Here is a 22,707-nt window from a genome sequence, read left to right on the forward strand (position 1 = left end):
GTTCACTCCTCGGTCTCGGTCAGCGGCACGGCGGTCGTCGCGGCATGGCTGAATGTGCGTTTTCCGATCCGGGTGATGCGCAGCCGGGTCGGGCAATTCGGGTCGGGACAGGCACAGGCGGCATCCGTGCTCATCCAGTCGTTCGGGTGGGTTTCGCGTTGCTTGGCGGCGAGCAGCGGCAGGACGGCGGACAGGGAGTAGATCGAGAACCCCTGTCCCTCGGGCAGATGCAGCATCTCGCCGCGCAGTTCGAAATAGTCGCCTTCCTGCCCGCAATAGATTTGGCCGGGGCCGGAGCGGACGACTTCGACGCGCAGGTCGTAAAGTTCGAATGTATCGTCTGTCATACGGTCTCCTCCGTCAGTCCGTCGGCACGGTCGGCAGCGTCGGCTTCCGGGTCGCGCCGGGCGGCATCGCCATAACCCGCGCCCCCCGCCGTCTCGACCCGCACCCGGTCGCCGGGTTCGACGCGGGTGCGCCATGTGCCGATGCGCCGCTCGCGGTCCGTGCCGGGGAAATAGGTGAACCGGGTCGGCTCCGGCTCGCCCCCGCCATTCAGGCCCCAGGGCCGAGTCAGCGTCTTTTTGGCAATCGACAGGAACTCGCCCGGCGCGGTGAAGGTGATGTCGCGGGTGATCCCCGGCCCGCCGCGATACTCGCCGTTTCCGAAGCTGCCCGCCCTGAGTTCCAGCCGTTCGACGCGCATCGCTGTGCGCGTCTCCATGATCTCGACAGGCGTGTTGCGCACGACGGTCTGGGTCAGGTGGCTGCCCGCCACCTTGCCGTCATGGGTCGCCGTCGCGCCCCAGCCAACGCCTTCGTTGTTGGACAGCGCGAAAGGCTGGCCCGTGTCGGGGTGCGTCCCGATCATCATGAACCCCGGCACGTCGCCGCCTGAGGACGCCTGAACGCGGTTCGGCATCCCTTTGGCCAGCGCGGCGTAGATCAGTTCCAGCGCGATTAGCCCGGTCCACTGGGTATAGGTCGGCGCGGGGTATTCGGCGTGAAAGATCGTGCCCGGTTCCGCGATCACATCGAGCGGGCGCATGTGGCCCGCGTTGGTGGGCATTCCCGGCGAGGTCAGCGCCTTGAACGCCACCTTGGCCGTGGCCATCGTGGACCCGAGCGGCAGGTTCACGGGGCCTTTGGCGGTCGGCGCGGAGCCGGAGAAATCCATGGTCATGCGACCGTTCCGGTGCGTGACGCGAACCTTCATCAGGATCGGGTCGTCGGTGATCCCGTCGCCCTCCATCCAGTCCTCAGCCTCCCACTCACCTTCCGGCAGATCGGCAAGCGCCCGGCGCGCCACGTCTTCGCCATAGGCGATGAGTTTGGCGATCCCGGCCTCGACCCGGTCCACGCCGAAGTTGCCCACCAGTGCGACGAGCCGCCGCTCGCCCACCTTCAACGCGCCAAGCTGCGCCTCGATATCGCCCATAAGCACGTCCGGCATCCGGCTGTTGAAGCGGATCAGCTCGAACAATTCCCGGTCGGGCACGCCGCCCTTGACCAGTTTCAGCCCCGGAAGGATCAGCCCCTCCTGATGCATGTCCGTCGAGTCGAGCACGTAGCCCGCGTCCTTGGCCCCCATGTCGATCCAGTGCGCCCGCACGCAAAGATAGGCGAAGGGCGCATCGCGCCCCGGCACGAAGACCGGCGCGATCAGGCTGACGTCCGAGACGTGGGCGGCGTTCCAGTAAGGATAATTCGCGACCACGACGTCGCCGGGGTTCAGCGTGTCCGCGCCGACGTGGCGGATCACGGTCGGCACGGCGAAATCGTTGGCACCAAGGAACCGCGCCAGCCCCGGCGCTTCCGCGATCAGGTCGAGGTTCGCGTCATAGACGCTGATCCCGAAGTCGAGCACCTCGTAGATCACCGGGGAGAACGCGGTGCGCTTGAGCGTCGTGCGCATCTCCTCGGCGACCGAGCCAAGGCGGGCGCGCAGGATTTCCACCTCGGCCCCGTCGATATCGCGGGCGGGATCAGGCATCCGGCTCATACCCATAGTCACGCTTGGCCGCTGCAAGGGTCACGTAGCCCTCGGCAATGTCTGCCGCGATGGCCTCGCGGGAACGTCCAGCAGGGTCGCCATGACCGCCGCCGCCCGCCGACATGACCCGGATACGGTCGCCCGCCTTGACCGGCGTGCGTTGGGTGGACACGTCGCGTTCGCGGTCGGTGCCGGGGAACAGCGTCACGCGGTTCGCCGCAGGCTGCACCCCGCCATTCAGCGCCCATGGCGGGCTTTTCGTCTTTTTCACAACGGTCAGGAATTCGCCGTCATCCAGGAACCGGATCACCCGTGTCACGCCAGCGCCGCCGCGGTGCGTCCCCGCCCCGCCGCTGTCGGGGGTCAGTTCCACCCGCTCCATGAGCATGGTTGTCTTGGTCTCCATCACCTCGAGCGGGGTGGTGCGCACGATGGCCTCGGACAGGTGCAAAAGCCCGCTTGCCCCGTCGTGATCTGGACTTGCGCCCCAACCGCAGGCTTCGTTGTTCGAGATCGCGAACATCTGGCCCGTGTCCGGGTGCGTGCCGATCATCATGAAGCCGGGCACATCGCCACCCGACGAGGCGGCCAGCCGATCCGGGATCGCCTGCGCGATAGCTTTGAACACAAGCTCCAGCGCCACGATCCCGGTCCAGAGCGTATAGGTCGGCGCGGGGTATTTCGCGTGGAACAGCGTGCCTTCCTCGGCCTTGACCTTGAGCGCGCGCATCTGGCCCGCGTTCGAGACGTGGTGCGGCGTGGTCAGCGACTTGAACACCGTCTTGCAGATCGCCTGCGTCGCGCCGAAGGGCATGTTGATCGGCCCCTTGGCCGCGCCCGAAGAGCCATCGAAGTCGATCGTGAAATCGTCGTCGGTGATCGTGACCGTCACCTTCATCGGCACCGGATCGTCCCCGATCCCGTCGTCATCCAGAATGTCCTCGGCGCTCCAGCTTCCTTTGGGCAGCGATTTCAGCGCCTCGGCGGTCATCGTCTCGCCGTGGGTCTGGATCGCGGCAATCGCGGCTTCCAGATCGGCGCGCCCGAATTTCTTGAGGATCTCGTGGAGCCGCCGCTCGCCCGTGCGCAGCGCCGCAACTTGGGCGTTCAGGTCGCCCAGCACGTGTTCGGGCATCCGGCTGTTGAACTTGATAAGCTCGATGATCTCCTGCACGGGCTTGCCATCCGAGAACACCTTGGTGCCGGGAAACACCAGCCCCTCTTGGTGCATGTCGGTGCTGTCGAGCACATATCCGGGGTCTTTCGCCCCAAGGTCCATCCAGTGCGCCCGGATCAGCATGACCGAGAACAACTTGCCGTCCTCGTCGAACACCGGGGCCATCAGCGTTGCATCCGCCGCGTGCGCGCCGTTCCAGTAGGGGTAGTTCGAGATCAGGACGTCGCCCTCTTTCAGGTTCTCGCGCCCGTAATAGTCCAGCACCCGGCGCACCGCGTAATCGTTCGCGCCAAGGAAGAACGTCAGCCCCGGCGCTTCCGCGATCAGGTCCAGCTTGTCGTCATAGACGCTGATCCCGAAGTCGAGCACTTCGTAGATCACCGGGTTGAAGCTGGTGCGCACCAGCGTGGCCTTCATCTCGTTCGCCGCTGCCGACAGATAGCTTTGGACGATCTCGGTGAAGGCGCCGTCTACCGTGGTCATGCCGCGTCTCCTTCCTGCGTGATGACGAGGTGGCCGTAGGCGTTCACCTCGACCGACTGATCCGAGTGGATGACGGTGACGGAGGTGCCTTCGTCCACCAGCGCGGGACCGTGGAAGGCCGCGAAGGCCGGGAGCGTGTCGCGCGCGTAGACCGCGAAATCGACCATCTCGCGCCGGGCGAAGCAGTAGGCTGGGCGCGTGGCGGTCGGGGCGGGCATCGCGGGGGGCGTCGCGGGCGCGTCGGCCTTAACCATCGTCGGCTTGCGGGTCCGCCCGATCCCACGCACGCGGGTCGTCAGCACCTGCACCGGGCTTTCCATCGCGTGACCGTAAAGCGCGCGGTGGGCGTCCGCGAAACGGGCGGTCAGGTCGGCCTCGTCCAGCGTAGCCCCGACCGTCAGGGTCAGCGCGTGCTCCTGGCCCAGATAGCGAAGCTCCAGTTGACGCTCCATCAGCGCGTCGCCCGTGCCCACGCCCTGCGCTTCGAGCGAGGCTGCGGCCTCCGCCTCCATCGCATTGAACTTGTCGGCAACGGTGGACAGGTCGCCCTGCCCCAGCACAGTCAGGTCGGTCTGGGCGAAATCGTCAACGATGTCGGCCCCCAGCATCCCCCAGGCCGAAAAGCCCGAGGGCAGCAGCGGCACGATGCATTCGGCCAGCCCCATCTCGCGCGCGACAAGCGGCGCGATGAGCGGGCCAGCGCCGCCGAAGGCCAGCAGCGAGAAATCGGCGGGGTCGCGGCCCCGTTCCACGGTCAACTGCCGCACGGCACCGATGTTCTTTGCGACCATCACGTCATAGATCCGCGCGGCGGCCTGCGTTGCGTCCAGCCCCAGCGGCCCGGCGATCTGCGCTTCGATGCCCTCACGCGCGCCGTCTGCGTCAAGGGTCATGCGGCCCCCCAGAAAGCTCTCGGGGTCCATGTAGCCCAGCACCAGCGCCGCGTCGGTCACGGTCGGCTCGGTCCCGCCGCGCCGGTAGCAGATCGGCCCCGGAACGGCGGAGGCCGAGCGCGGCCCGACCTTGAGCAGCCCCGCCTCCATCGCCGCGATGGACCCGCCGCCCGCGCCGATCGTGCGGATGTCATAGGTCGGAATGAGGAGCGGCAGGTTCTCAAGCGCGGCCTCATGCGCGACCTGCGGCACGGTGCCTTCGATCAGGCACACGTCGAGCGACGTGCCGCCCACGTCGAAGGTCACGAGGTCGGGCCGTTCAAGGATTTCCGCGATCAGCGCGCCGCCGACCAACCCGCCCGCCGGGCCGGACAGCACCGTCTGCGTGGGCGAGGTCTTGGCGGCCTGCGCCGACATCGCCCCGCCGCCGGAACGCATGATGGCGAACCGGCCTTTGAAGTCGCGCGAGGTCAGCGCCGCGCGCAGCTCGTCAATGTAGCGTTCAAAGATCGGGCGGATGTAGGCGTCGAGCACGGTTGTGGATGTGCGCTCATATTCCCGGTGCTCACGGGTGATGTCGGACGAGACCGAAACCTTCACCTGCGGATAGAGCGCCCGGATGATTTCGGCGGACCGCTGTTCATGCGCCGGGTTGCGGAAGGAAAAGAGATAGGCGACCGCGATGGCCTCGACCCCGTGATCCTCGACCAGAAGCCGTGCGGCTTCGCGCACGCCATCCTCGTCCAAGGGCGTGATCTCGCGCCCCTTGTAGTCGAGCCGCCCGACCACGCCCGCGATCCGGCGACGCGGCACAAGGCTTTCGGGCCGCTGATACTGGAAGTCGTACATGTGCGCGTCCGGCACATTGCCCCGGCCCACGAGGAAGATGTCGCGAAACCCGTCGTTCGTGATGATCCCGGTCTTGGCCCCGCGCCGCTCCAGCACGGCGTTCAGGCCCAGCGTGGTGCCGTGAATGAACATCGACACGTCCGACAGGCTTTCGCGCAGGCGGCCCACGGCGTCCAGCACGCCCTCGGCGGGGGCGGCGGGCGTGGTCGGCGCCTTTTCGAACCGGAAGGCACCCGTGGCCATGTCCAGTTCGACCGCGTCCACGAAGGTGCCGCCGATGTCGACGGCGATCCGGTAGTCAGTGCTCATGCGTCTTCCTTTGGTCTATCGGCAAGATGCGGCGCGGCGTCCAGCAGCGCCCGCGTCTTGGGGGATTTCGGATCGGTGAAAATCTGTTCGGTCGGGCCGTCCTCGACGATGCGCCCGGCGTCGACCACGACCACCCGGTCGCAGAGCGCGCGCACGGTGGCGAGGTCGTGGGACACCATCACATAGGCCCGGTCACGCCGTTCGGTCAGGCGGCGGATCAGCGTCAGGATCTGGGCCTGCACGGTGACGTCGAGCGCCGAGGTCGGTTCGTCCAGCACCACAAGGTCCGGGTCGATAGCGAGTGCACGGGCAAGGCCGACGCGCTGCGCCTGCCCGCCGGACAATTCGTGCGGCAGACGGGTGCGGAAGGACGGGTCCAAACCCACTTCCGTCAGGGCGCGGTCGATCAACGCCGACCGCCGCATGGCGTCGCGTTCGACAAGGCGCAGGGGGTCGGAGACGATATCCTCGACACTCATGCGCGGATTGAGCGCATCCAGCGGGTCTTGATAGACCATCTGCATATGCCGCCGGAGGCCTCGTTTGCGCCCGAAGGACAGCCGCGCGATGTCGGTGCCGCGAAAATCGACGCGGCCCGTGGTCGGCTTCAGCATCCCCATGATGGTGCGCGACAGGGTGGATTTGCCTGAGCCGGACTCGCCCACGATGGCGATGGTGTCGCCCTTGCGGATTTCAAGGTTCACGCCAGCCAGCGCCGGTTTGCGATTGCGCCCGAACCGGCCCTGATAGGTCACGCCGACGTCGGACAGAACCATCAGGGTTTCGCCGCGCTTTTCGTCGGTCACGGCACGTTTCCGGCGAATGTCGGGCACCGCGTCGATCAGGCGACGAGTGTAGGGGTCTTTCGGCGTTCCGATCACTTGGCCCGTAGGTCCGTCTTCGACGATCCGCCCCGCCTCGATCACCACAAGCCGGTCGCAGACTTTCGACAGCGCCGCAATGTCGTGGGAGATGATGAGAACCCCGCGTCCATCCCGCGCCTGCGCTGCGATCAGATCAAGGATTTCTCCGGTCAGAGTGACGTCCAGCCCCGTGGTCGGCTCGTCCGCGATCAGCACGCGCGGCGAACAGGCGAGCGCGAGCGCGATCATCACGCGCTGGCACATGCCGCCGGACATTTCGTGCGGGAAGCGGTCGATCTGGCGCTCAGGCTCACGCAGGCCGACGGCCTTGAACGCCTCAACTGCTCGGGCGCGCAGGTCACCGCCGGGCGCATGGGCGCGAAAGCGGTCAGCCATCTGCTTGCCCACGGTGCGCGTGGGGCTGAGGGCCGAGCGCGGCGATTGGAAGCAAAGCGCCACGTCGCCGCCGCGAAAGGCTTGCAGGTCCGGCCCGGCGAGCGTGGCCACGTCCCGCCCGTCCAGTTCGATCCCGCCGGTCATCCGCGCGGCCCCCGGCAGCATATGCGTCACCGCCCGCGCGATCATCGACTTGCCCCCGCCGCTTTCACCGACGATGCCGACGACCTCGTTCTGCGCCAGCGACAGGGACACGCCGCGCAGCGCCTCCACCTCGGCCTCGGCTGTCGGGATGGTCACGGCGAGGTCGCGGATGTCCAGAAGGGCGCTCATCGCTTCACCCCCTTCTCCTGAAGGCCCTCGCCCACGAGGTTGAAGCCCAGCACGGTGATGAACAGCGCGATACCGGGGAAGGTCGCGGTCCACCAGCGCCCGCCCACGATGTCCGCCGCGCCCGCCGAAATCATCGCGCCCCATTCGGCCCCCGGCACGGGAACGCCGAGGCCGACGAAGGACAGCGAGGCCAGCATCAGGATTGCCCAGCCACAGTTGAGCGGCGCGATGACGAGGATCGGGGTCAGCGCGTTCGGCAGGAGGTGCCGAAACAGCATCGAGATGTGCGAATTGCCCGCCGCTTCAGCCGCTTCGACAAAGGTGCGATTCCGTAAAGACAGCACCTCGGCACGGATCAGGCGGGCATAGGGCGGCGCGTTGATGAAGCCGATGGTCAGGATCAGGTTGATCATCGAATTGCCAAGGATCGCGGCGACGGCGAGCGCGAGGATGAACACAGGGAACGCCTGAAACATGTCGAGCACGCGCATGCCGACGTGATCGACCCATCCGCCCGCATAGCCGAAGATCAGGCCGACTAGCGTGCCGAGCGTCACGGCGATGGCGACGGCGGCGATGGCGACGCCAAGGTCGATGCGCGCGCCGTGCAGGATTCGGCTCAGCACGTCCATGCCGTTGGCATCAGTGCCAAGCCAGTGACCGGGCATCGGCCCTTCGAGGAAATACATCATGTCCATCTCCTCGGGCCCCCAGCCGGTCAGCCACGGCGCGAAGATGGCGGCGAGCGCGACCAGCGTAAGGATGGCGAGGCCCACGAGGACCATGGACGGCAGCCGGACGATCCGGCGCGGGAGGGCGAGGATCGCGCTCACATCTTCACCCGTGGGTCGAGCGCGGCCTGAATGACATCGGCCAGCAGGAAGATGAGGACGTAGGTGGTCGCGGCGACGAGGACGAAGGCCTGAATGACCGGGTAGTCACGCACCTGCATTCCGCGCAGCGCCCATTGCCCCAGCCCTTGCCACGAGAAGACGTATTCGATCAGGACCGACCCGCCCAGAAGGTTGCCGAAGACGATGGCCGAAAGCGCGGGCAGCCGCGTCAGCGTCTGGCGCATCAGGTAGCGTTGGCGCAGAACGCGCGGGGCAAGGCCATGGGCGGCGGCGCAGCGGTAATTGTCGCTCGCCAGCACCTCGAGCGCCGAGGCGCGGACAGAGCGCAGGAGCGGCGCGGTCACGGTGATCGCCAGCGTGGCGACCGGAAGCATCAAATGATGAAGGGCCGACAGGAACGCCTTGCCGTTCCCGGCGATCAGCGTGTCGATCAGGATAAAGCCGGTGTGCGTGGGGACGGCGAGGTTCATGTCCACCCGGCCCGATGGCGGCGGGGCGACGTGCAGCCCTTGGTAGAAAAGCAGGATGAGCATGAGGCCCAGCCAGAACTCCGGCACCGAGTTGCCGAAGAGCGCGGCGAAGCGCAGAACCTTGTCGGGCAGCTTGTGCCAGTGCCGTGCCGCCGCCACGCCGCCGATCACGGCGAGGACCAGCGCCACGGCCATGGAATAGATCAGAAGCTCAAGCGTCAGCGGGATACGCTGCGCCAGATCGGCGGAAATCGAGCGGTTCGTCGTGATCGACGTTCCGAAATCCCCCGTCAGCGCGCCGCCGACATAGCTGAGATATTGCGTCAGGATCGGCTGGTCCAAACCCAGCCGTTCACGCGCCGCCGCGATGTCCGCCTCGGTCGCCGTTTCGGGGACGATCAGAAGCACCGGATCGCCCGGGAGGAGGCGGATCAGGAAAAAGGCGATCAGACTGACCCCGATGAGAACCGGGATCAGCAGAAGAAGCCTTTTCAGGACGTAAGCGGCGACGCGCATCGGTCTGGATCAGGCCGTCAGGTAACGCAGGCGGAACAGGCCATCGACCGGCTGCACCCAGCCCTCCACGCCTTCGGTCACCGGCAGCATGAAGTTCGGCTGCGCCAACACCAGCCACGGCACATCCTCGGCCAGAACCGATTGCGCCTCGTCGATGATGCCCATCCGCGTCTCTTCGTCCAGAACACCGGCCAGCGAGCCGAGCAGTTCGGCAATCTTCTCGCTGTTGTAGTTGGCGTAGTTGAGGAAGCCCGTCGGGCTAAGCGCGGTGGCCCCGAGGTATTCGAAGTCGTTGACCCAGAACTGACCAGCGGCGACCTGAAGCGGCGCGGATTTCTCCTGACGGCGGGTCTGCATCGTGGCCGGATCGACGTTCTCGATGTTCAACTTGACGCCGACCTGACCGAAGGCATTTTGCAGCAGGACCGCGATCCGCTCGGCTTCGGTGTCGCCGGACACGATGACGATCGAGGTTTCGAACCCGTCCGGGAAACCCGCTTCGGCCAGCTCGGATTTGGCGGCCTCGAAGTCCGTGTCGAACGGATACCCCGCCTCCGAATAGCCCGGCATTTCCAGCGGCAGAACGCTTTTCACGCGGCGCGCCTCGTCGAAGTAGACCGACTTGATGAGCGCATCATAAGGCACCGCCTTGGCCATCGCCTTGCGCACCGCCGGATTGTCGAAGGGCGCGATGGTGGTGTTCATCGGCACGAAGACAAGCTGGTTGTTCGGGGCCGACAACAGCTTGACGCCCTCAGCCTCGGACATATCCATCACGTCGCGCAGGGGCAGCGCGAGCGCCACGTCCACGTCGCCGTTCTGGAGCAGCAGACGGCGGTTGGCGGCGGACGGGATGACCTGCAACCGGATGTTCTTCACGCCCGGTGCTTCGCCGGGGAATTCCGGGTTGGCTTCCAGCACGATTTCCTCGCCCGGACGATATTCGGTCACGTTATAGGCGCCGCCGTCGATCGGGTTCACGTTGGCCCATTCCTTGGCCCACGGGTCTTCGTCCGTCGCGTGGGATTTCAGAAGCTCGCTGTCGTAGACGTAAAGCGAGATGATCTGGATCTGCGTCGACATGGCCGAGGCGGTGCCTTGAGTGAACTCGACGGTGTAATCGTCGACGACTTTCACCTGATCCGGCTCGGTCAGACCGAGGATGCGGTAGATACCGGCGACGTTGGCCTGTGCGGCGAAGGCGCGGTCCTTTGACCATTTCACATCCGCGGCGGTCAGTTCGTTGCCCGAGGGGAACTTGATCCCCTGCTTGAGTTTGAGCGTCCAGACCGTCCCGTCTTCGTTCGGCTCGAAGCTTTCGGCATAGAGCGGCAGAACGCCTTCGGTTTCAAAGACCTGCCCCCCTTCCAGATCCATGACCGGGTAGTCGATCATGTAAGGATAGGTGTTCTTCATCACGGCGAGGCCGATGGTGTCGAAGGCGAGAAAATCCTGGTCCCAACCGCCAAGGTCGGCCGGAATCGCGACCGTCAGCGTATCGGCGCCTTGCGCGAAGGCACGGCCCGCTGGCAGCGTCAGGACGAGCCCCACCCCTGCCCCGAGTTGAAGGAAGGTGCGCCGGTTCAGGCCGCCGGGCGCCGAAGTGTCGTGTCGTGTCTCAGTCATGTCAGTTTACCTCTCTGGGTGAAAAGAATGTCGCCTTGGGGCGATCTGTTATTGCTCTACCCCCCGCTCCCGGTGTCACCGAGACCATGGGTCAATAGGAGGTCCATCGCCTGCCCGATGTCGGCGACGATCGCCGCTTCGGCGGCGTCCGCGTCGCGGGCGCGAAGGGCCTCGACGATTTCGCGATGATACTTGTCGCCCGCCCCGATCTTGCCGCCCGCCAGCTGCCCGGCGCGCGGCAGATAGGGACCGAACTGAAGCCAGAGGCTCCCGATCAGGGGCAGCAGCACCTGACTTTGCGACGCCGCATAGATGGCGAAATGGAACCGCTGGTTTCTGGACGCATCGGGCGATCCGGCCCCGTCCGAGGTTTCCGCCAGAATGGCCTCGATCTGGGCGAGTTCGTGGGGTTTCCAGCGTTCGGCGGCCAGACGCGCGGCGAGCCCTTCGACACCTTCGCGAATGGTTTTCAGATCATGCAGTTTGGCGTGGTTGAGCCGTGGGACGGCCACGGAGCGGTTCCCGTTGGCGACCTCGAGCGCGCGTTCGGCGACAAGCTGGCGCAGGGCGTCGCGCACCGGCATCGGGCTGACGTCCAGTTGCTCGGCCAATTTGCGGTGCGTCAGGATTTCGCCCGGCGCAAGCTCGCCCCGCATCAGGCGGGTTCTGAGATCACGGACGATCCGTTCGTTGACCGGCCCCGGACCGGAGAGTTTGGCCTCCGATGTCGTCTGATCGTCCATCACCGCAACCTCCGCCTGACGGCATCTATGGCATCGAGCATCGACCGCCCCAGATCGGCACATCGCGCCGGGCTCCAACCCATTTCCGGGTCGGGGTCGCGATGGGTGTCCTTGAACGGCATTTCCAGAAGGATCGACAGGCAGTCGAATTCCTCGGCAATCGCGTTCCACGCCATGCGCAGATCGGCGGTTTCCGGTGCGCCGCCCGGATAAGGGTCATCCATGCTGTAGGCCGGGCAGGACCGCTCCAATGCCTGCCCGAAGTCTTTGAACAGCGTATCGAGACGCGCCGAGCGCGACGGAATCTCAAGGGGACCGCCGAGGAAGACATAGGGCAATTCTTCGTCCCCATGGGCATCGAGGCAGAAATCCACCCCTTCCGCACGCATCCGGGTCTGGATCATCGAGACCTCGGGCGCGGTTTCGGGATCGGTCCCGTCCCACGCCCGGTTCAGGTTCATGCCGCGCGCGTTCAGCCGGGTGTTGCCCATGGCGCATCCGTCCGGGTTGACGGTCGGCATGACGAAGATGTCGAGGGCGTCGCACAGCGCGCGGCCCAAGGCGTCGGACGGATCCAGAAGCCGGGCGAGGAGCCCTTCGACGAAGAAGCCCGCCATCGTTTCCGAGGGATGCTGGCGGCCCATGATCCAGACCTTCGGCTTGCCCGGCCCCGGCGTTCCGATCCGAAGCAGGTCGAGATCGCGGCCCTGCGGCGTCACCCCAAGGCGTTCGAGCCGACATCGCGCATCCGAGACCGCAGCCGCGACCATCGCGTCGTGCCGGTCCATCGGGAATGGCGGGTAATAGGCGATCCAGACCGTATCCGCGACCGCCGGGGTCTTGATGGTAAAGACGCCGTCCGCATAATCCGCATCGCATCGGGTCCAGTCGCGCCGGTTCGCGGAGACGAAGGGCCGATACCCGGTCCAGCAGTCCGGCACCTCGTCCCGCCCCGCAAGGCGCGACAAGTCCGACGCGTTCTCGATCACGACCCGAAGCTTGCGCCCGGCTGCGCCCGATATGCGGAAGTAGAACCAGTTCATGTCCGATCCGGACGCATCGGCGCGCAGACGGATGCGCAGGGTCTCGCCGCTCACGCTGACGGGAAGCGCGCTGCCGCCCTCGAAACCCGTGGAAAGTGTGAGCGTCCCCTGTGACATGATTCCCCAAACTGCGATCTCATTTTATGTAATGCGATCACGGTTTGATGCGTCAAACGGTTTTTCCCCTCCGTCGCCGGGGGGATGCCCCCGGACAAGCGCAGAACGCGCAACGACGGAACGCGGTGCACGCCATGCACGCACGCCTGCGTAAAATCGCGGCATTTCGAGAAGTTTCGGGCCGGGCGGCGCCCTCGACCGGGCGTCACGTTGGCCGCGTCAATCCGTGAAAAGCTGTGCGCTGTCCGAGATTTCCGCAAAGCTCTGCGCCACCGACCTGAGGCCTGCGACATGGCCGTCGACCGTGGGCGCGGACACCAGATCGTGCGGCATCCACGTCGCGAAATCGCGCCCCATCGCGGAACGGATCGTGCATTCGCAACAGATATTGGTAGCGGTCCCGACGACGACCACGCCGTCGACCCCATCGTCGCGCAAACGCTCGTCCAGGCCGGTCTTCAGAAACGCGTCGAAGCGTGGTTTGTCGACGATCCAGTCCCCTGACTGGACGGTCATGCGCGGATCGAGGTCTTGCGACTCGCTGCCCGGCAACAGGGCCTCGACCGCCGGGCCGCGGTTCTGCGGACCAACGAAATGATCGAGGTAGGTCGACCAATAGTCATCCGCGCCGATCGGTCCCGTCTTGGTCCGAAGCCAGACGATCTTCGCCCCGCGGTCCCGCGCACGCGTCGCGAAGTCGTTCACCTGAAGGAAAAAACCGTCGTCCTGTCCGGGAAGCAACCGATAGAACGGCCCGGTCGGGACCGTCCAGCACCGTTGCATGTTGCAGACAAGGACCGCCGTGCTGTCCCAGTTCGGGGCTCCATAAACACGTGCGCCATCGCGGCGGTAGGTCGCCTGTGCGAAGATGTCTTCGATGTCTTTCATCCGTGTTTCCGTTTTCATAGGCAGGGCGACCTGCCGTTTCATCTTGGTTCCGCCGAAGCCTGAAGCCGAAGCAAACTTTGACGAAGACCCTTCCGCCCGACCACTGCCACGGCATGTTCATCGCCCTGTATAGGGCGCAAAGACAGAGCCACTCAATCCGGGCCGTGACGCGGACGGTGTGAAACAGGCGCGCGGGATCGAAGCGTCGGTCGGGTCCGGCGCAGACGCAATCCGGCGACCCAACCTCTCCACTTAAAGTTTCCTGACGCCCGTTCCGGGACGTGCAGCCGAGGAAAGATGTGTTGACATCACAACCCGAAATCGACAAGGTGCACTTGTTGACATCGCAACAGACCGCTAGTCTCGAGTCGAACTGGTCACGAGATGCGATACGATGTCGGGCCAAGAGGGAGGATACCATGGCACAGAAAGATACGGGGCAGTCGCTTTCCGACCTGCTCGAAACCATTCCCAACGTCACCGATCATCTGTTTCGCAATGCGCCCAAGGCGGCGATGACGATCTACAGCCAGATGATGCCGGGCGACGGCGTGCGGCCCGAATTCACCACGTGGCGCGACGAACAATGGGCATGGCGCAACACCATCGCGATGCACGACCAGAGCTACCACATGAATTCGACCCATGTGCGCGGCCCCGATGCGCTGGCCTTCACGCAATACCTGTCGGTCAACAGCTTCAAGACCTTCGAGATCGGCGCGGCCAAGCAACTCGTCTGCTGCTCGCCCGAAGGTTACCTGATCGGTGACGCGATCCTCTACCGGATGGGCGAAGACGACTACATGGTCGTGGGCAACCCGGCGACGACCGAATGGGTCGAATACAACGCCGAAGTGCTGGATTTCGACGTGACGACCGAAAGCGACCCGATGTGGACGCTGAACAAGGCCAAGCGGCGCGAATTCTACCGTTTTCAGGTCGAAGGTCCGAAGGCGTGGGAACTGCTGGAAGAGCTGAACGGCGGCCCCCTGCCCGAGATCAAGTTCTTCAAATCCGCCGAGATCAAGCTGGGCGACTACACCGCGCGCGGCATGCGTCACTCGATGGGCGGGATGCCGGGGCTGGAGATTTCCGGGCCGTGGGACGATTACCGCGCCGTGAAGAAGCTCCTGATGACGGCGGGCGAGAAATACGGCCTGCGCATGGTCGGCTCCATCGCCTATTTCACCACGGTGATCGAAAGCGGCTGGTGGGCGGTTCCCGTATCCGCCGTCTATACCGGACAAGGCACCAAGGGCTATCGCGACTGGATGAGCGCCAAGAACGCCTCCATGCGGATGTCGCTCGGCGGGTCGCTTTATTCCGAGAACATCGAGGATTATTACCTCACGCCCTATGACGTGAATTACGGCCACATCATCAAGTTCGACCACGACTTCATCGGGCGCGACGCGCTGGAGGCGATGGGGACCGAGCAGAAACGCCGCAAGGTGACGCTGGTGTGGAACGCCGAGGATGTGATGGGCGTGCAGCAGTCGATGCTCGAGGATACCGGCGAGGTGAACCCGCTTCCCATCACCATGCCCTTGGCCGCCATCGCACGGATGCATTACGACCGCGTCGAAGACACCGACGGTAACCTGATCGGCCTTGCGACCTATCCCGGCTACACCACCAACGAACGCGCGATGATGTCGATCGCTTCCGTTGACGTGGCCTTTGCCGAACCGGGCACCGAGGTCGTGCTGATCTGGGGTGAGGACGGTGGCGGATCGCGCTCGGCAGGCAACATCGAACCGCATCGGCAGGTCCGCATCCGTGCGACCGTGGCCCCGAGCCCGATCTCGAAAGCGGCGCAGAGCTACCGCTCCGACATCGGCATCAAGCGCGGATCGCTCGAAGAAGCGTGAGCCATGGGCTTCGGCGGCGGGAGGGCCGCCGGAGCCTTTTGTCAGGGAGGATGACATGACGCACCCAAGCGCCCGCGCGGACGAGACGCGCAAGACATGGAAAGCCGTGCTCGAGACGTATCACGAGGATCGCTCGACGCCGGTCACGCCGGAATACTGGTCGGAAAAGGACACGTGGTCGCGCGACCGGATCGAAGCGGTCCAGAACGAAAAGATCGCCGCCGTCGCCCCGTTTCTTTATGAAAACAGCGCCTTTTACCGCCGCCGGTTCGACAAGCTGGGCGTGGCCCCCACGGACCTGAAAGACGGCGACAGCCTGATCGCCAACTGGCCCATCGTCACCAAGCAGGAGATGATGGAGGACGCGACCGAACATCCGCCCTACGGCACCTACACGACCTGTTCGGACGAGGACTGGGCCGACCGCGGTTGGATGCTGTTTTCATCCTCGGGATCGACAGGTGTGCCCCGTGTCTTCCGCTACACCCATTTCGACCGCCAGTATTGGGAACAGGCCAACGCCCGCGCGCTGTATTCCGGCGGGCTGCGTCAGGGCGACAGCGCGATCCCGATGGTCGGCTTCGGCCCGCATGTGTTCGCCTGGGGCGTGCAATACACGCTGGCCAAGATGGGTCTGCCCGTCGTGCCGGGTGGCGGTGTGGACGGCCACGCGCGCGCGTCGTTCATCGACCGCTTCAAACCCACCGTCCTCGTCTGCACCCCGTCCTACGCGCTGTATCTGGGCCGCGTGATGCAGGACATGGGGATGGACCCGGCGGCCACGTCGATCAAGTGGATGGTCACGGGGGGCGAGCCGTTCTCAGGCGTTTCCGGCACGCTCGAACGGCTGCAAGACCTGTGGGCGGCCAAAGCGGTCGAATTCTACGGCTGCACCGAAGCCTCCCCCCATTGCGGCGGCTACTCCTGCCCCGAATATCAGGAAGGCGACGAGCCGTTCATTCACTTCATGGAAGACATCCAGCTTTGGGAAACCGTCGATGCCGATACCCTCAGCCCCGTGGCCGAAGGTGAGCGCGGGCTGACGGTCTGCACCAACCTCAACTCGGAAAGCTCCGCACAGCTTCGCTTCCTCGTGGGCGACTATACCCGCCTCAGCCGTGAACCCTGTGCCTGTGGCCGCAATCACGTTCGCGGGCTGGGGTGCATGACCGGCCGTTCCGACGACCTCATCAACCTGCGCGGCATCAAGTTCTTCCCGGTCCAGATCGAAGAGGCGGTGCGCGCCGTTCCCGGTACCGGCGACGAATTCCAGATCCGGCTGACGACGCAGGATGACGGCCTCGACGTCATGCGGGTGCTGGTCGAACACGAAAGCGACGTGGCCGACCGGGTGGCCAAGGAAATCCGCTCGCGTTGCGAAATCCGCTGCGCCGTCGAGGTGGTGACGCCGAACACCCTGCCGAAATCCGAAATGAAGGCGAAACGCGTCTTCGACGAAAGGAACAAATAATGCTGTCGAACACCCTCAAGCGCCGTGTGGAATGGGGCGATTGCGACCCGGCGGGCATCGTGTTCAACCCGCAGTTCTTCCGCTGGTTCGACCACGGCACCTCGATGCTCTACGAAGCCGCAGGGTGGCCCAAGCAGGAGATGTTGGCGAAATTCGGCGCGGCGGGCTGCCCCCTCGTCGACACCCGTGCGACGTTCAAGGCACCGTGCAGCTACGGCGACGATATCGAGATCACGACGGAAGTGGCCGAAGTGAAGGACCGTAGCTTCGACATTCGTCATACGCTTACGAAGAACGGCAAGGTCTGTGTCGAAGGGGTCGAAACCCGCGTCTGGACCGTGAAAGACCCGGAGCGCGGACTGAAATCTGCGCCGATCCCCGAAGAGCTTGTCCGGCGTTTCCGGGCGGAGTGAGACCGGAAGACGGGGCAGTCCCCGCCGTGCGACCTAAAGGTCGTCGACGTTGCGCCGCATGATGCGGATCACGCGCAGGAAAGCCTCCAGATCGTCCGGGTCCACGCCCGCGATCAGCTTGCGCTCACGCTCCAGCGCGGCGGCGAGGATCGTGTCGTGGATCACGTACCCTGCCTCGCTCAACGTCCATTTCCGGCGGCGCGGATCGTTCTCGAAGGTCTCGAAGGTGACCATACCGACCTCGGCCAGCTTGGCGAGCGACCGGCTCGTCGCGCCCTTGTCGAGCGACACGACCGAGCAGATGCGGGAGGCAGGAATGCCCGGTTCGATGGCGAGCATCGAGATCACGCGCCAGTCGACGATCCCGATCCCGTAGTCGCGCAGGTATTGGGCCGACGCGCCCGACGAGAGCGCGTTGTTCACCGGCGACAGGAAGTAGGGAATGTAGGTGTTGATGTCGATAACGCGATGACCGGCCTTGCCCAGCCGCGTCGGGCTGGAAATCCGTGCTTCCGGGCAGCGGCCCGCTCCGTCTTTGGATTTGTCGTCTTTCGCCATGCACCGGCCCCGCGTAGATCGTCACCTCGAACTGTCCAATGGCGGGCCGACTGTCAAGGGCGACAGGTTCAGTCCGCCAGCATCCCGACCCCGACGTGGCGTTCGACCCGTGCGGGATCTGCCCGGAGCGCCTCGGCGGTCGCATCCTCGACCACCGCGCCCGCGTCGAGGATCACGACACGTTCCGCGAAGTCCAGCGCCAGTTCCGTGTGCTGCTCGACCAGCAGAACGGTATGTGTGCCGTCCGCCGCAATCCGTTCGAACGTCTCCATGAGCATGTCGCAGATCACCGGGGCCAGCCCTTCGAGCGGCTCGTCCAGCATCAACAGGCGCGGTTGACCGAGAAGCGTGCGCGCGATGGCGAGCATCTGCTGCTCGCCGCCGGACAGCTGGGCGCCGCCGTTTGTGCGGCGTTCCGCGAGACGCGGAAACATCTCATACGCCTCGTCGATCCGTGCGTCACCGCGCAGGCCCGCGAGCAGGTTTTCTTCCACCGTCAGCGAGGGGAAGATGTCGCGGGTCTGGGGCACAAGGCCAAGACCGGCCCCCACCCGTTTGTGCGGCGCAAGTGTCGAGACATCGACGCCCGCAGACATGACCCGGCCCGCGTGCAGCCGGGTCAGGCCCATGACGGTGGACAGGAGCGTGGTTTTTCCCACGCCGTTGCGGCCGATGATCGCCACCCGCTCGCCCTGCCCAACCGTCAGGTCGATCCCGTGCAACACCGTGGTATCGCCATATCCCGACACGACGCCTTCGAGCTTGAGCACCGGATCAGCCATGATGCGCCCCCAGATACAGGTCGCGCACCCGCTGGTCCGCTGCGATGTCTTCCGGCGCGCCCTGTGTCAGGATGCGCCCGTTCACCAGAACGATGATCGACCGCGCGACGCGGAACACCAGCTTCATGTCATGCTCGATGATGAGCACGGCGAGGTCGTCGGGCAGCCGTTCGATCGCATCCGTAATCAGGTGGCTGTCGGACGACGGAACCCCGGCCGCCGGCTCGTCCAAGATCAGGACGCGTGGCTTGAGCATCAGGGTCATCGCCATTTCCACCAACCGCTGCTGACCATAGGCAAGGTCGGAGACGCGCTTGTCGCCCAAGGGGGCGAGCCGGAAGGCCGCGAGTTGCGCGGCGATCTCGTCCTCGACATCGGACCAGCTGTCGGCGCGTCGGAACCAAGCCCGCGCCCGCCCATCGCGTTCCTGCGCGGCAAGGCGAAGGTTGTCGCGCACCGTGAGGTCGCGAAACAGCGTGGTGATCTGGAACGTCTTGGCGATGCCCGCCCGCACCCGCTCGGCCTCGCCCATCGGGCGGATGTCCCGCCCGTCCAGCGTGATCTCGCCCGCGCTGGGGGTCAGCTTGCCCGTGATGAGGCTGGAAAAGGTCGTCTTGCCCGCCCCGTTCGGTCCGATCAGCGCGACGCGGGCGCCGGATGGCAGGTCGACGTTGATGTCGTCGGCGACCACGATCCCGCCGAACCGTTTCTGAAGCCCGCGCACCTGAAGCCCGGTGGTCATGAGCGCCTCCCCAACCGCATGAGCGCCGCCGGAAGCCGGATCATCCCGCCGGGCAGGAAAAAGACGACGCCGAGGACGAGGAACCCGATCAGGAACAGCCAGTTGAACGGATCGGCACTGGCCGCGACATGATGCACAGTCATAAAAAGGACGGTGCCCACGATCGCGCCCCACAGCCGCCCGGTGCCCCCGAGGATCAGCATGATGAGCGCCTCGGCGGACAGCGTGAAGGAATAGACTTCGAGACTGACGAGCTGGGTGACCTGCGCCGCCAGCGCCCCGGCTATACCGGCGATCCCGCCACCCAGAGTGTAGGCGAGCACCTGACGGCGGTAGACCGGCGCGCCGATGGCGGTCATGCGTTCGGGGCTTTCGTGAATGCCGCGCAGCGACAGGCCAAGCGGCGCGGCGGCCAGCCTGCGCAGTGCGAGAAAGACCACGAACACCACGACCGCCACATACCAATATGCCGTGCGACCGATGAAATCGAACTCGAACAGGCCCAGCACCGGCTCCATCCGGATACCGCGCAGGCCATCCGCCCCGCCCGTCACGTCGCGCGCCTTGTTCGCGATCTCATGGCAGATCTGCGCCACCGCGATGGTGAGCATGATAAGCGTCAGGCCCTTGGTCCGCATGAGCACCAGACCCGACACGACGGCGAGGATCGCACCGGCCACCATCCCGACCACCAGACCGGGAAGCGGCGCCGCCGTCACATGCACCGCGAACAGCCCCGCCGCATAGGCCCCGGTGCCGTACATCGCCGCCTGACCCAGTGTCGCGATCCCCGCGAACCCGAGCACGAGGTCGATCGACAGCACGAAGAGCACCATGATGAGGATGCGCGTCACGAACGCGAGATTGTAGGGGAAGGCGAAGAAGGCCGCGATCACGACGAGGACCAGAAGCGCCTCGGCGGCGAAGGGGATACGGGCGAGACGTGTCATGCGAGCCGCCCCCACAAACCCTTGGGCCTGACCGCGAGGAACACGATGATGCAGGCGAAATAGAAGATCGTCCCGTATTCGGGCACGAGGTAGCGCGATGCTGTCTCGATCAGTCCGAGGCCCAGCGCGGCCGCGAAGCTTCCCGCGATGGACCCCATGCCGCCGACGGCGACGACGACCAGAAAGAGCACCATGTAGCGCAGCGGATAATAGGCCTCGATGGGCAGCATCTCAGCCCCGAGGATACCGCCGAGGGCGGCAAGGCCGGCACCAAGGCAGAAGGTCGCGGAATAGATCAGGCCGGTGTTGATCCCGATGGCCCCGGCCGTCGCACGGTTGTCCACGGCGGCGCGCAGCCGGATTCCGAACCGGGTCCGGTCGATCAGCAGCCACAGCCCGATGATGACCGCGACGCCGACCCCGATCACGACGATGCGGTGCAGTGGCAGCGTGCGGAACCCAAGGTCCACCGACTGCGCAAGCCCGCCGGGCAACGGCAGCGCAAGCAGCGTGGAGCCTTGGAGGCGGTTCACGGTCGCGATCATAAGGAACGTAAGCCCGATGGTCGCCAGCACCTGCTGCAAGTCGCCGAACCCATAGATGCGGCGATAGATCAGCCGCTCCAGCGGCCAGGCGAGCGCGACGGTGGCCGCGATGCTTAGAAGCGCGGCCGGAACGTATCCGACGCCCGCCTCGCTCATCAGAACGTGGGCGACGACACCGCCCAGCATGGCGAACCCGCCGTGGGCAAGGTTGATGACCCGCATCAGCCCCATCGTCACCGACAGGCCGACCGAGATCATGAACAGGATCATGCCATAGGCGACCCCGTCGATCAGGATGTTGAGAATGAGCGACATCGCCTGCCCTGCTGCCGGTCAGGCAAGGCGCCCGAAGGCGCCCTGCCCCGTCCTTTACTTGCCCCAGCCGAGATCGCCCACGGTGGCGATCACGCCCTTCTCACGGTTGACCAGAAGGCCGCTTTCCTCGTCGCGCTCGACTTCGCGGATATAGACGTTCTGCACGACGGTCCGCGTTTCCGGGTCCATGACCAGCGGGCCACGCGGGCTTTCCCATTCCAGCCCCTTCGCCGCTTCGATCGCCGCCGGGCCGTCGGACCCTGCCGCCTCGACCATTTCATAGATCAGGTGCGTGCCGTCATAGGCCCCGATGGTCGCCCAGTTGGTCACCGAGTCCGGGTGCAACTCCAGATTCTTTGCGATGAAAGCCCGGTTCATGTCGCTGTCGTGGTCGGCGGAGTAGTGATAGGCGGTGGTGAGGCCGATGGCGGCATCCCCGAACGCCTGAAGGTTCGATTCCTCCGTCTCGGCCGTGCCCAGGAACATGATCCCCTCGTCGCGCAGACCGTTTTCGTTATAGGTCTTGGTGAACCCGAAGGTGGGCGGGCCGCCGGGCAGGAAGGTGAACAGCGCATCCGGCGACTGATCGCGGATCGACTGGATGAACGGCGTGAAGTCGGTGGTCGACAGCGGCATCCGGATCGAATCCAGCACCTCGCCCCCGGCCTCGGTGAAGGCCGCGACGAAGGCATTCTCGGCGTCGATCCCGGGGCCGTAATCCGTCACTGTCGTCACGACCGAGCGGATGCCCTGTTCATAGGCCCATTCCGCCAGCGGCATCGAAACCTGCCAGAGCGTGTAGCTGGTGCGCAGATAGAAGTCGGACTGCGCGTTGATCGCGCTGGTGGCGGCGTTGAAGATCACCAGCGGCGTCTCGGACTGGTCGAGAAGCGGGGCGACGGCCATCGCGTTCGGCGTGAACACGTAGCCTGCAAGGTAATCCACCTGCTCCTTGATCAGAAGCTCTTGGGTCAGGCTGCGCGCCTGATCCGGGTTCGGGCCACCGGAGTCCTTGTAGATGAACTCGATCTCGTGCTCGCCGGCGGTGGTGCCGTGCTCGGCCTGATAGACTTCGATCGCTTCCTGAAACTGTTTGCCGTAGAGCGCGAACGGCCCCGAAAACGGCGCGACGACGCCGACCTTGATCGTGTCGGCCTGCGCACCGAGGCTGGTTCCGAGCAACAGAAGAGCGGCGGCCGAAAGGCCGGTAAAACTGACTTTCATGATGTCCTCCCTTGGCCGGTTTCCCTCTCCGGCACGTTCATCACGTTCGTCAGGATTTGTTGCGATGTCAACAGGAATTTCGAAACGGACCTTGTAGGCTGCCGGTGGCGGGGCTTCTCGAACGGGTCCGGGCAAGAGCAGGTTCACCCGCTTTCGTCGCGCCGAAATAGCGTCCCTCACCGGGCGTTTTGCGGGGGCAGCGGGTCGAGGTTGCGCCTTGGCCGGCTCGCCCTCGCATCTGAGAAACTTCGGTTTCACAGCTCGGCGGTGAGAAGCCTGCCCG

The 22,707-nt window shown here is 65.4% G+C and carries 20 protein-coding genes; 3 read left to right on the forward strand and 17 right to left on the reverse strand.

The annotated features are described in order from the left end of the window. Positions 1–2: 2 nt before the first annotated feature. The 11 genes from FCT00_RS12910 to FCT00_RS12960 all read right to left on the reverse strand — a co-directional run bounded on the left by FCT00_RS12910 (position 3) and on the right by FCT00_RS12960 (position 13,553). Complete coding sequence (locus FCT00_RS12910) at positions 3–347, reverse strand: TIGR04076 family protein (RefSeq protein ID WP_008330019.1); 345 nt, start codon at positions 345–347, stop codon at positions 3–5. Continuing rightward, on the reverse strand, positions 344–1,993 hold the full coding sequence (locus FCT00_RS12915) for a hydantoinase B/oxoprolinase family protein (protein ID WP_235889065.1): 1,650 nt from the start codon (positions 1,991–1,993) through the stop codon (positions 344–346). The genes FCT00_RS12910 and FCT00_RS12915 overlap by 4 nt, the downstream gene beginning before the upstream one ends. Then, positions 1,986–3,653 carry a hydantoinase B/oxoprolinase family protein gene (locus tag FCT00_RS12920; protein ID WP_138423356.1) on the reverse strand — a complete coding sequence of 556 codons (1,668 nt, stop codon included), beginning with the start codon at positions 3,651–3,653 and terminating at the stop codon, positions 1,986–1,988. The genes FCT00_RS12915 and FCT00_RS12920 overlap by 8 nt, the downstream gene beginning before the upstream one ends. Next, a complete protein-coding gene (locus FCT00_RS12925) occupies positions 3,650–5,704 on the reverse strand; it encodes a hydantoinase/oxoprolinase family protein (protein WP_138423357.1) in 2,055 nt (684 codons plus the stop codon). The genes FCT00_RS12920 and FCT00_RS12925 overlap by 4 nt, the downstream gene beginning before the upstream one ends. Then, positions 5,701–7,296, reverse strand: a complete 1,596-nt coding sequence (gene nikE, locus FCT00_RS12930) for a nickel ABC transporter ATP-binding protein NikE (RefSeq protein ID WP_138423358.1) — start codon at positions 7,294–7,296, stop codon at positions 5,701–5,703. The genes FCT00_RS12925 and nikE overlap by 4 nt, the downstream gene beginning before the upstream one ends. Beyond that, positions 7,293–8,129: an ABC transporter permease gene (locus FCT00_RS12935; protein ID WP_138423359.1), complete on the reverse strand. Its 837-nt coding sequence runs from the start codon at positions 8,127–8,129 to the stop codon at positions 7,293–7,295. Before FCT00_RS12935 ends, nikE begins: the two co-directional genes overlap by 4 nt. Further along, complete coding sequence (locus tag FCT00_RS12940; RefSeq protein ID WP_138423360.1) at positions 8,126–9,136, reverse strand: ABC transporter permease; 1,011 nt, start codon at positions 9,134–9,136, stop codon at positions 8,126–8,128. Before FCT00_RS12940 ends, FCT00_RS12935 begins: the two co-directional genes overlap by 4 nt. A 9-nt stretch (positions 9,137–9,145) precedes the next feature. Then, positions 9,146–10,762 (reverse strand): ABC transporter substrate-binding protein, encoded by a 1,617-nt coding sequence (locus FCT00_RS12945; protein WP_138423361.1) that lies wholly within the window; start codon positions 10,760–10,762, stop codon positions 9,146–9,148. Between the two features lie 56 nt (positions 10,763–10,818). Further along, complete coding sequence (locus tag FCT00_RS12950; protein WP_008330028.1) at positions 10,819–11,505, reverse strand: GntR family transcriptional regulator; 687 nt, start codon at positions 11,503–11,505, stop codon at positions 10,819–10,821. Beyond that, positions 11,505–12,665: a M14 family metallopeptidase gene (locus FCT00_RS12955; RefSeq protein ID WP_138423363.1), complete on the reverse strand. Its 1,161-nt coding sequence runs from the start codon at positions 12,663–12,665 to the stop codon at positions 11,505–11,507. The genes FCT00_RS12950 and FCT00_RS12955 overlap by 1 nt, the downstream gene beginning before the upstream one ends. Positions 12,666–12,884: 219 nt before the next feature. Then, positions 12,885–13,553: a cysteine hydrolase gene (locus FCT00_RS12960; protein WP_171042982.1), complete on the reverse strand. Its 669-nt coding sequence runs from the start codon at positions 13,551–13,553 to the stop codon at positions 12,885–12,887. A gap of 419 nt (positions 13,554–13,972) precedes the next feature. Here FCT00_RS12960 and FCT00_RS12965 point away from each other — a divergent pair, with 419 nt between their 5' ends. The 3 genes from FCT00_RS12965 to FCT00_RS12975 are packed head-to-tail and all read left to right on the forward strand — an operon-like array spanning position 13,973 to position 17,308. Continuing rightward, positions 13,973–15,424: an aminomethyltransferase family protein gene (locus FCT00_RS12965; protein WP_138423365.1), complete on the forward strand. Its 1,452-nt coding sequence runs from the start codon at positions 13,973–13,975 to the stop codon at positions 15,422–15,424. Positions 15,425–15,479: 55 nt separating this feature from the next. Further along, entirely contained in the window at positions 15,480–16,895 is a 1,416-nt protein-coding gene (locus tag FCT00_RS12970) for a phenylacetate--CoA ligase family protein (protein WP_138423366.1), read from the forward strand. Next, positions 16,895–17,308 carry an acyl-CoA thioesterase gene (locus tag FCT00_RS12975; RefSeq protein ID WP_040884534.1) on the forward strand — a complete coding sequence of 138 codons (414 nt, stop codon included), beginning with the start codon at positions 16,895–16,897 and terminating at the stop codon, positions 17,306–17,308. The genes FCT00_RS12970 and FCT00_RS12975 overlap by 1 nt, the downstream gene beginning before the upstream one ends. A 33-nt stretch (positions 17,309–17,341) precedes the next feature. Here the strand turns inward: FCT00_RS12975 and FCT00_RS12980 are convergent, their stop codons facing one another. The 6 genes from FCT00_RS12980 to FCT00_RS13005 form a co-directional block, all read right to left on the reverse strand. Further along, on the reverse strand, positions 17,342–17,866 hold the full coding sequence (locus tag FCT00_RS12980; RefSeq protein ID WP_138423367.1) for a MarR family winged helix-turn-helix transcriptional regulator: 525 nt from the start codon (positions 17,864–17,866) through the stop codon (positions 17,342–17,344). Between the two features lie 68 nt (positions 17,867–17,934). Further along, positions 17,935–18,648 carry an ABC transporter ATP-binding protein gene (locus FCT00_RS12985; RefSeq protein ID WP_138423368.1) on the reverse strand — a complete coding sequence of 238 codons (714 nt, stop codon included), beginning with the start codon at positions 18,646–18,648 and terminating at the stop codon, positions 17,935–17,937. After that, on the reverse strand, positions 18,641–19,390 hold the full coding sequence (locus FCT00_RS12990) for an ABC transporter ATP-binding protein (RefSeq protein WP_138423369.1): 750 nt from the start codon (positions 19,388–19,390) through the stop codon (positions 18,641–18,643). Before FCT00_RS12990 ends, FCT00_RS12985 begins: the two co-directional genes overlap by 8 nt. Continuing rightward, positions 19,387–20,340, reverse strand: coding sequence for a branched-chain amino acid ABC transporter permease (locus tag FCT00_RS12995; protein ID WP_008330037.1), 954 nt, complete (start codon positions 20,338–20,340; stop codon positions 19,387–19,389). Before FCT00_RS12995 ends, FCT00_RS12990 begins: the two co-directional genes overlap by 4 nt. Continuing rightward, positions 20,337–21,200, reverse strand: coding sequence for a branched-chain amino acid ABC transporter permease (locus FCT00_RS13000; RefSeq protein WP_138423370.1), 864 nt, complete (start codon positions 21,198–21,200; stop codon positions 20,337–20,339). Before FCT00_RS13000 ends, FCT00_RS12995 begins: the two co-directional genes overlap by 4 nt. A gap of 54 nt (positions 21,201–21,254) precedes the next feature. Next, positions 21,255–22,424 (reverse strand): ABC transporter substrate-binding protein, encoded by a 1,170-nt coding sequence (locus tag FCT00_RS13005; RefSeq protein ID WP_138423371.1) that lies wholly within the window; start codon positions 22,422–22,424, stop codon positions 21,255–21,257. Positions 22,425–22,707: the final 283 nt, after the last annotated feature.

Source organism: Maritimibacter alexandrii, assembly GCF_005871115.1.
Classification (GTDB): domain Bacteria; phylum Pseudomonadota; class Alphaproteobacteria; order Rhodobacterales; family Rhodobacteraceae; genus Maritimibacter; species Maritimibacter alkaliphilus.

Excerpts from the sequence above, each read along its gene's own strand:
- FCT00_RS12920 (WP_138423356.1), bottom strand. The coding sequence starts at position 3,653 with ATGACCACGGTAGACGGCGCCTTCACCGAGATCGTCCAAAGCTATCTG.
- FCT00_RS12995 (WP_008330037.1), bottom strand. The coding sequence starts at position 20,340 with ATGACACGTCTCGCCCGTATCCCCTTCGCCGCCGAGGCGCTTCTGGTC.
- FCT00_RS12960 (WP_171042982.1), bottom strand. The coding sequence starts at position 13,553 with ATGAAAGACATCGAAGACATCTTCGCACAGGCGACCTACCGCCGCGAT.
- FCT00_RS13000 (WP_138423370.1), bottom strand. The coding sequence starts at position 21,200 with ATGTCGCTCATTCTCAACATCCTGATCGACGGGGTCGCCTATGGCATG.
- FCT00_RS12975 (WP_040884534.1), top strand. The coding sequence starts at position 16,895 with ATGCTGTCGAACACCCTCAAGCGCCGTGTGGAATGGGGCGATTGCGAC.
- FCT00_RS12985 (WP_138423368.1), bottom strand. The coding sequence starts at position 18,648 with ATGGCTGATCCGGTGCTCAAGCTCGAAGGCGTCGTGTCGGGATATGGC.
- FCT00_RS13005 (WP_138423371.1), bottom strand. The coding sequence starts at position 22,424 with ATGAAAGTCAGTTTTACCGGCCTTTCGGCCGCCGCTCTTCTGTTGCTC.
- FCT00_RS12925 (WP_138423357.1), bottom strand. The coding sequence starts at position 5,704 with ATGAGCACTGACTACCGGATCGCCGTCGACATCGGCGGCACCTTCGTG.
- FCT00_RS12915 (WP_235889065.1), bottom strand. The coding sequence starts at position 1,993 with ATGCCTGATCCCGCCCGCGATATCGACGGGGCCGAGGTGGAAATCCTG.
- FCT00_RS12940 (WP_138423360.1), bottom strand. The coding sequence starts at position 9,136 with ATGCGCGTCGCCGCTTACGTCCTGAAAAGGCTTCTTCTGCTGATCCCG.
- FCT00_RS12910 (WP_008330019.1), bottom strand. The coding sequence starts at position 347 with ATGACAGACGATACATTCGAACTTTACGACCTGCGCGTCGAAGTCGTC.
- FCT00_RS12955 (WP_138423363.1), bottom strand. The coding sequence starts at position 12,665 with ATGTCACAGGGGACGCTCACACTTTCCACGGGTTTCGAGGGCGGCAGC.
- FCT00_RS12980 (WP_138423367.1), bottom strand. The coding sequence starts at position 17,866 with ATGGCGAAAGACGACAAATCCAAAGACGGAGCGGGCCGCTGCCCGGAA.
- FCT00_RS12990 (WP_138423369.1), bottom strand. The coding sequence starts at position 19,390 with ATGACCACCGGGCTTCAGGTGCGCGGGCTTCAGAAACGGTTCGGCGGG.
- FCT00_RS12945 (WP_138423361.1), bottom strand. The coding sequence starts at position 10,762 with ATGACTGAGACACGACACGACACTTCGGCGCCCGGCGGCCTGAACCGG.
- FCT00_RS12970 (WP_138423366.1), top strand. The coding sequence starts at position 15,480 with ATGACGCACCCAAGCGCCCGCGCGGACGAGACGCGCAAGACATGGAAA.
- FCT00_RS12965 (WP_138423365.1), top strand. The coding sequence starts at position 13,973 with ATGGCACAGAAAGATACGGGGCAGTCGCTTTCCGACCTGCTCGAAACC.
- FCT00_RS12950 (WP_008330028.1), bottom strand. The coding sequence starts at position 11,505 with ATGGACGATCAGACGACATCGGAGGCCAAACTCTCCGGTCCGGGGCCG.
- nikE (WP_138423358.1), bottom strand. The coding sequence starts at position 7,296 with ATGAGCGCCCTTCTGGACATCCGCGACCTCGCCGTGACCATCCCGACA.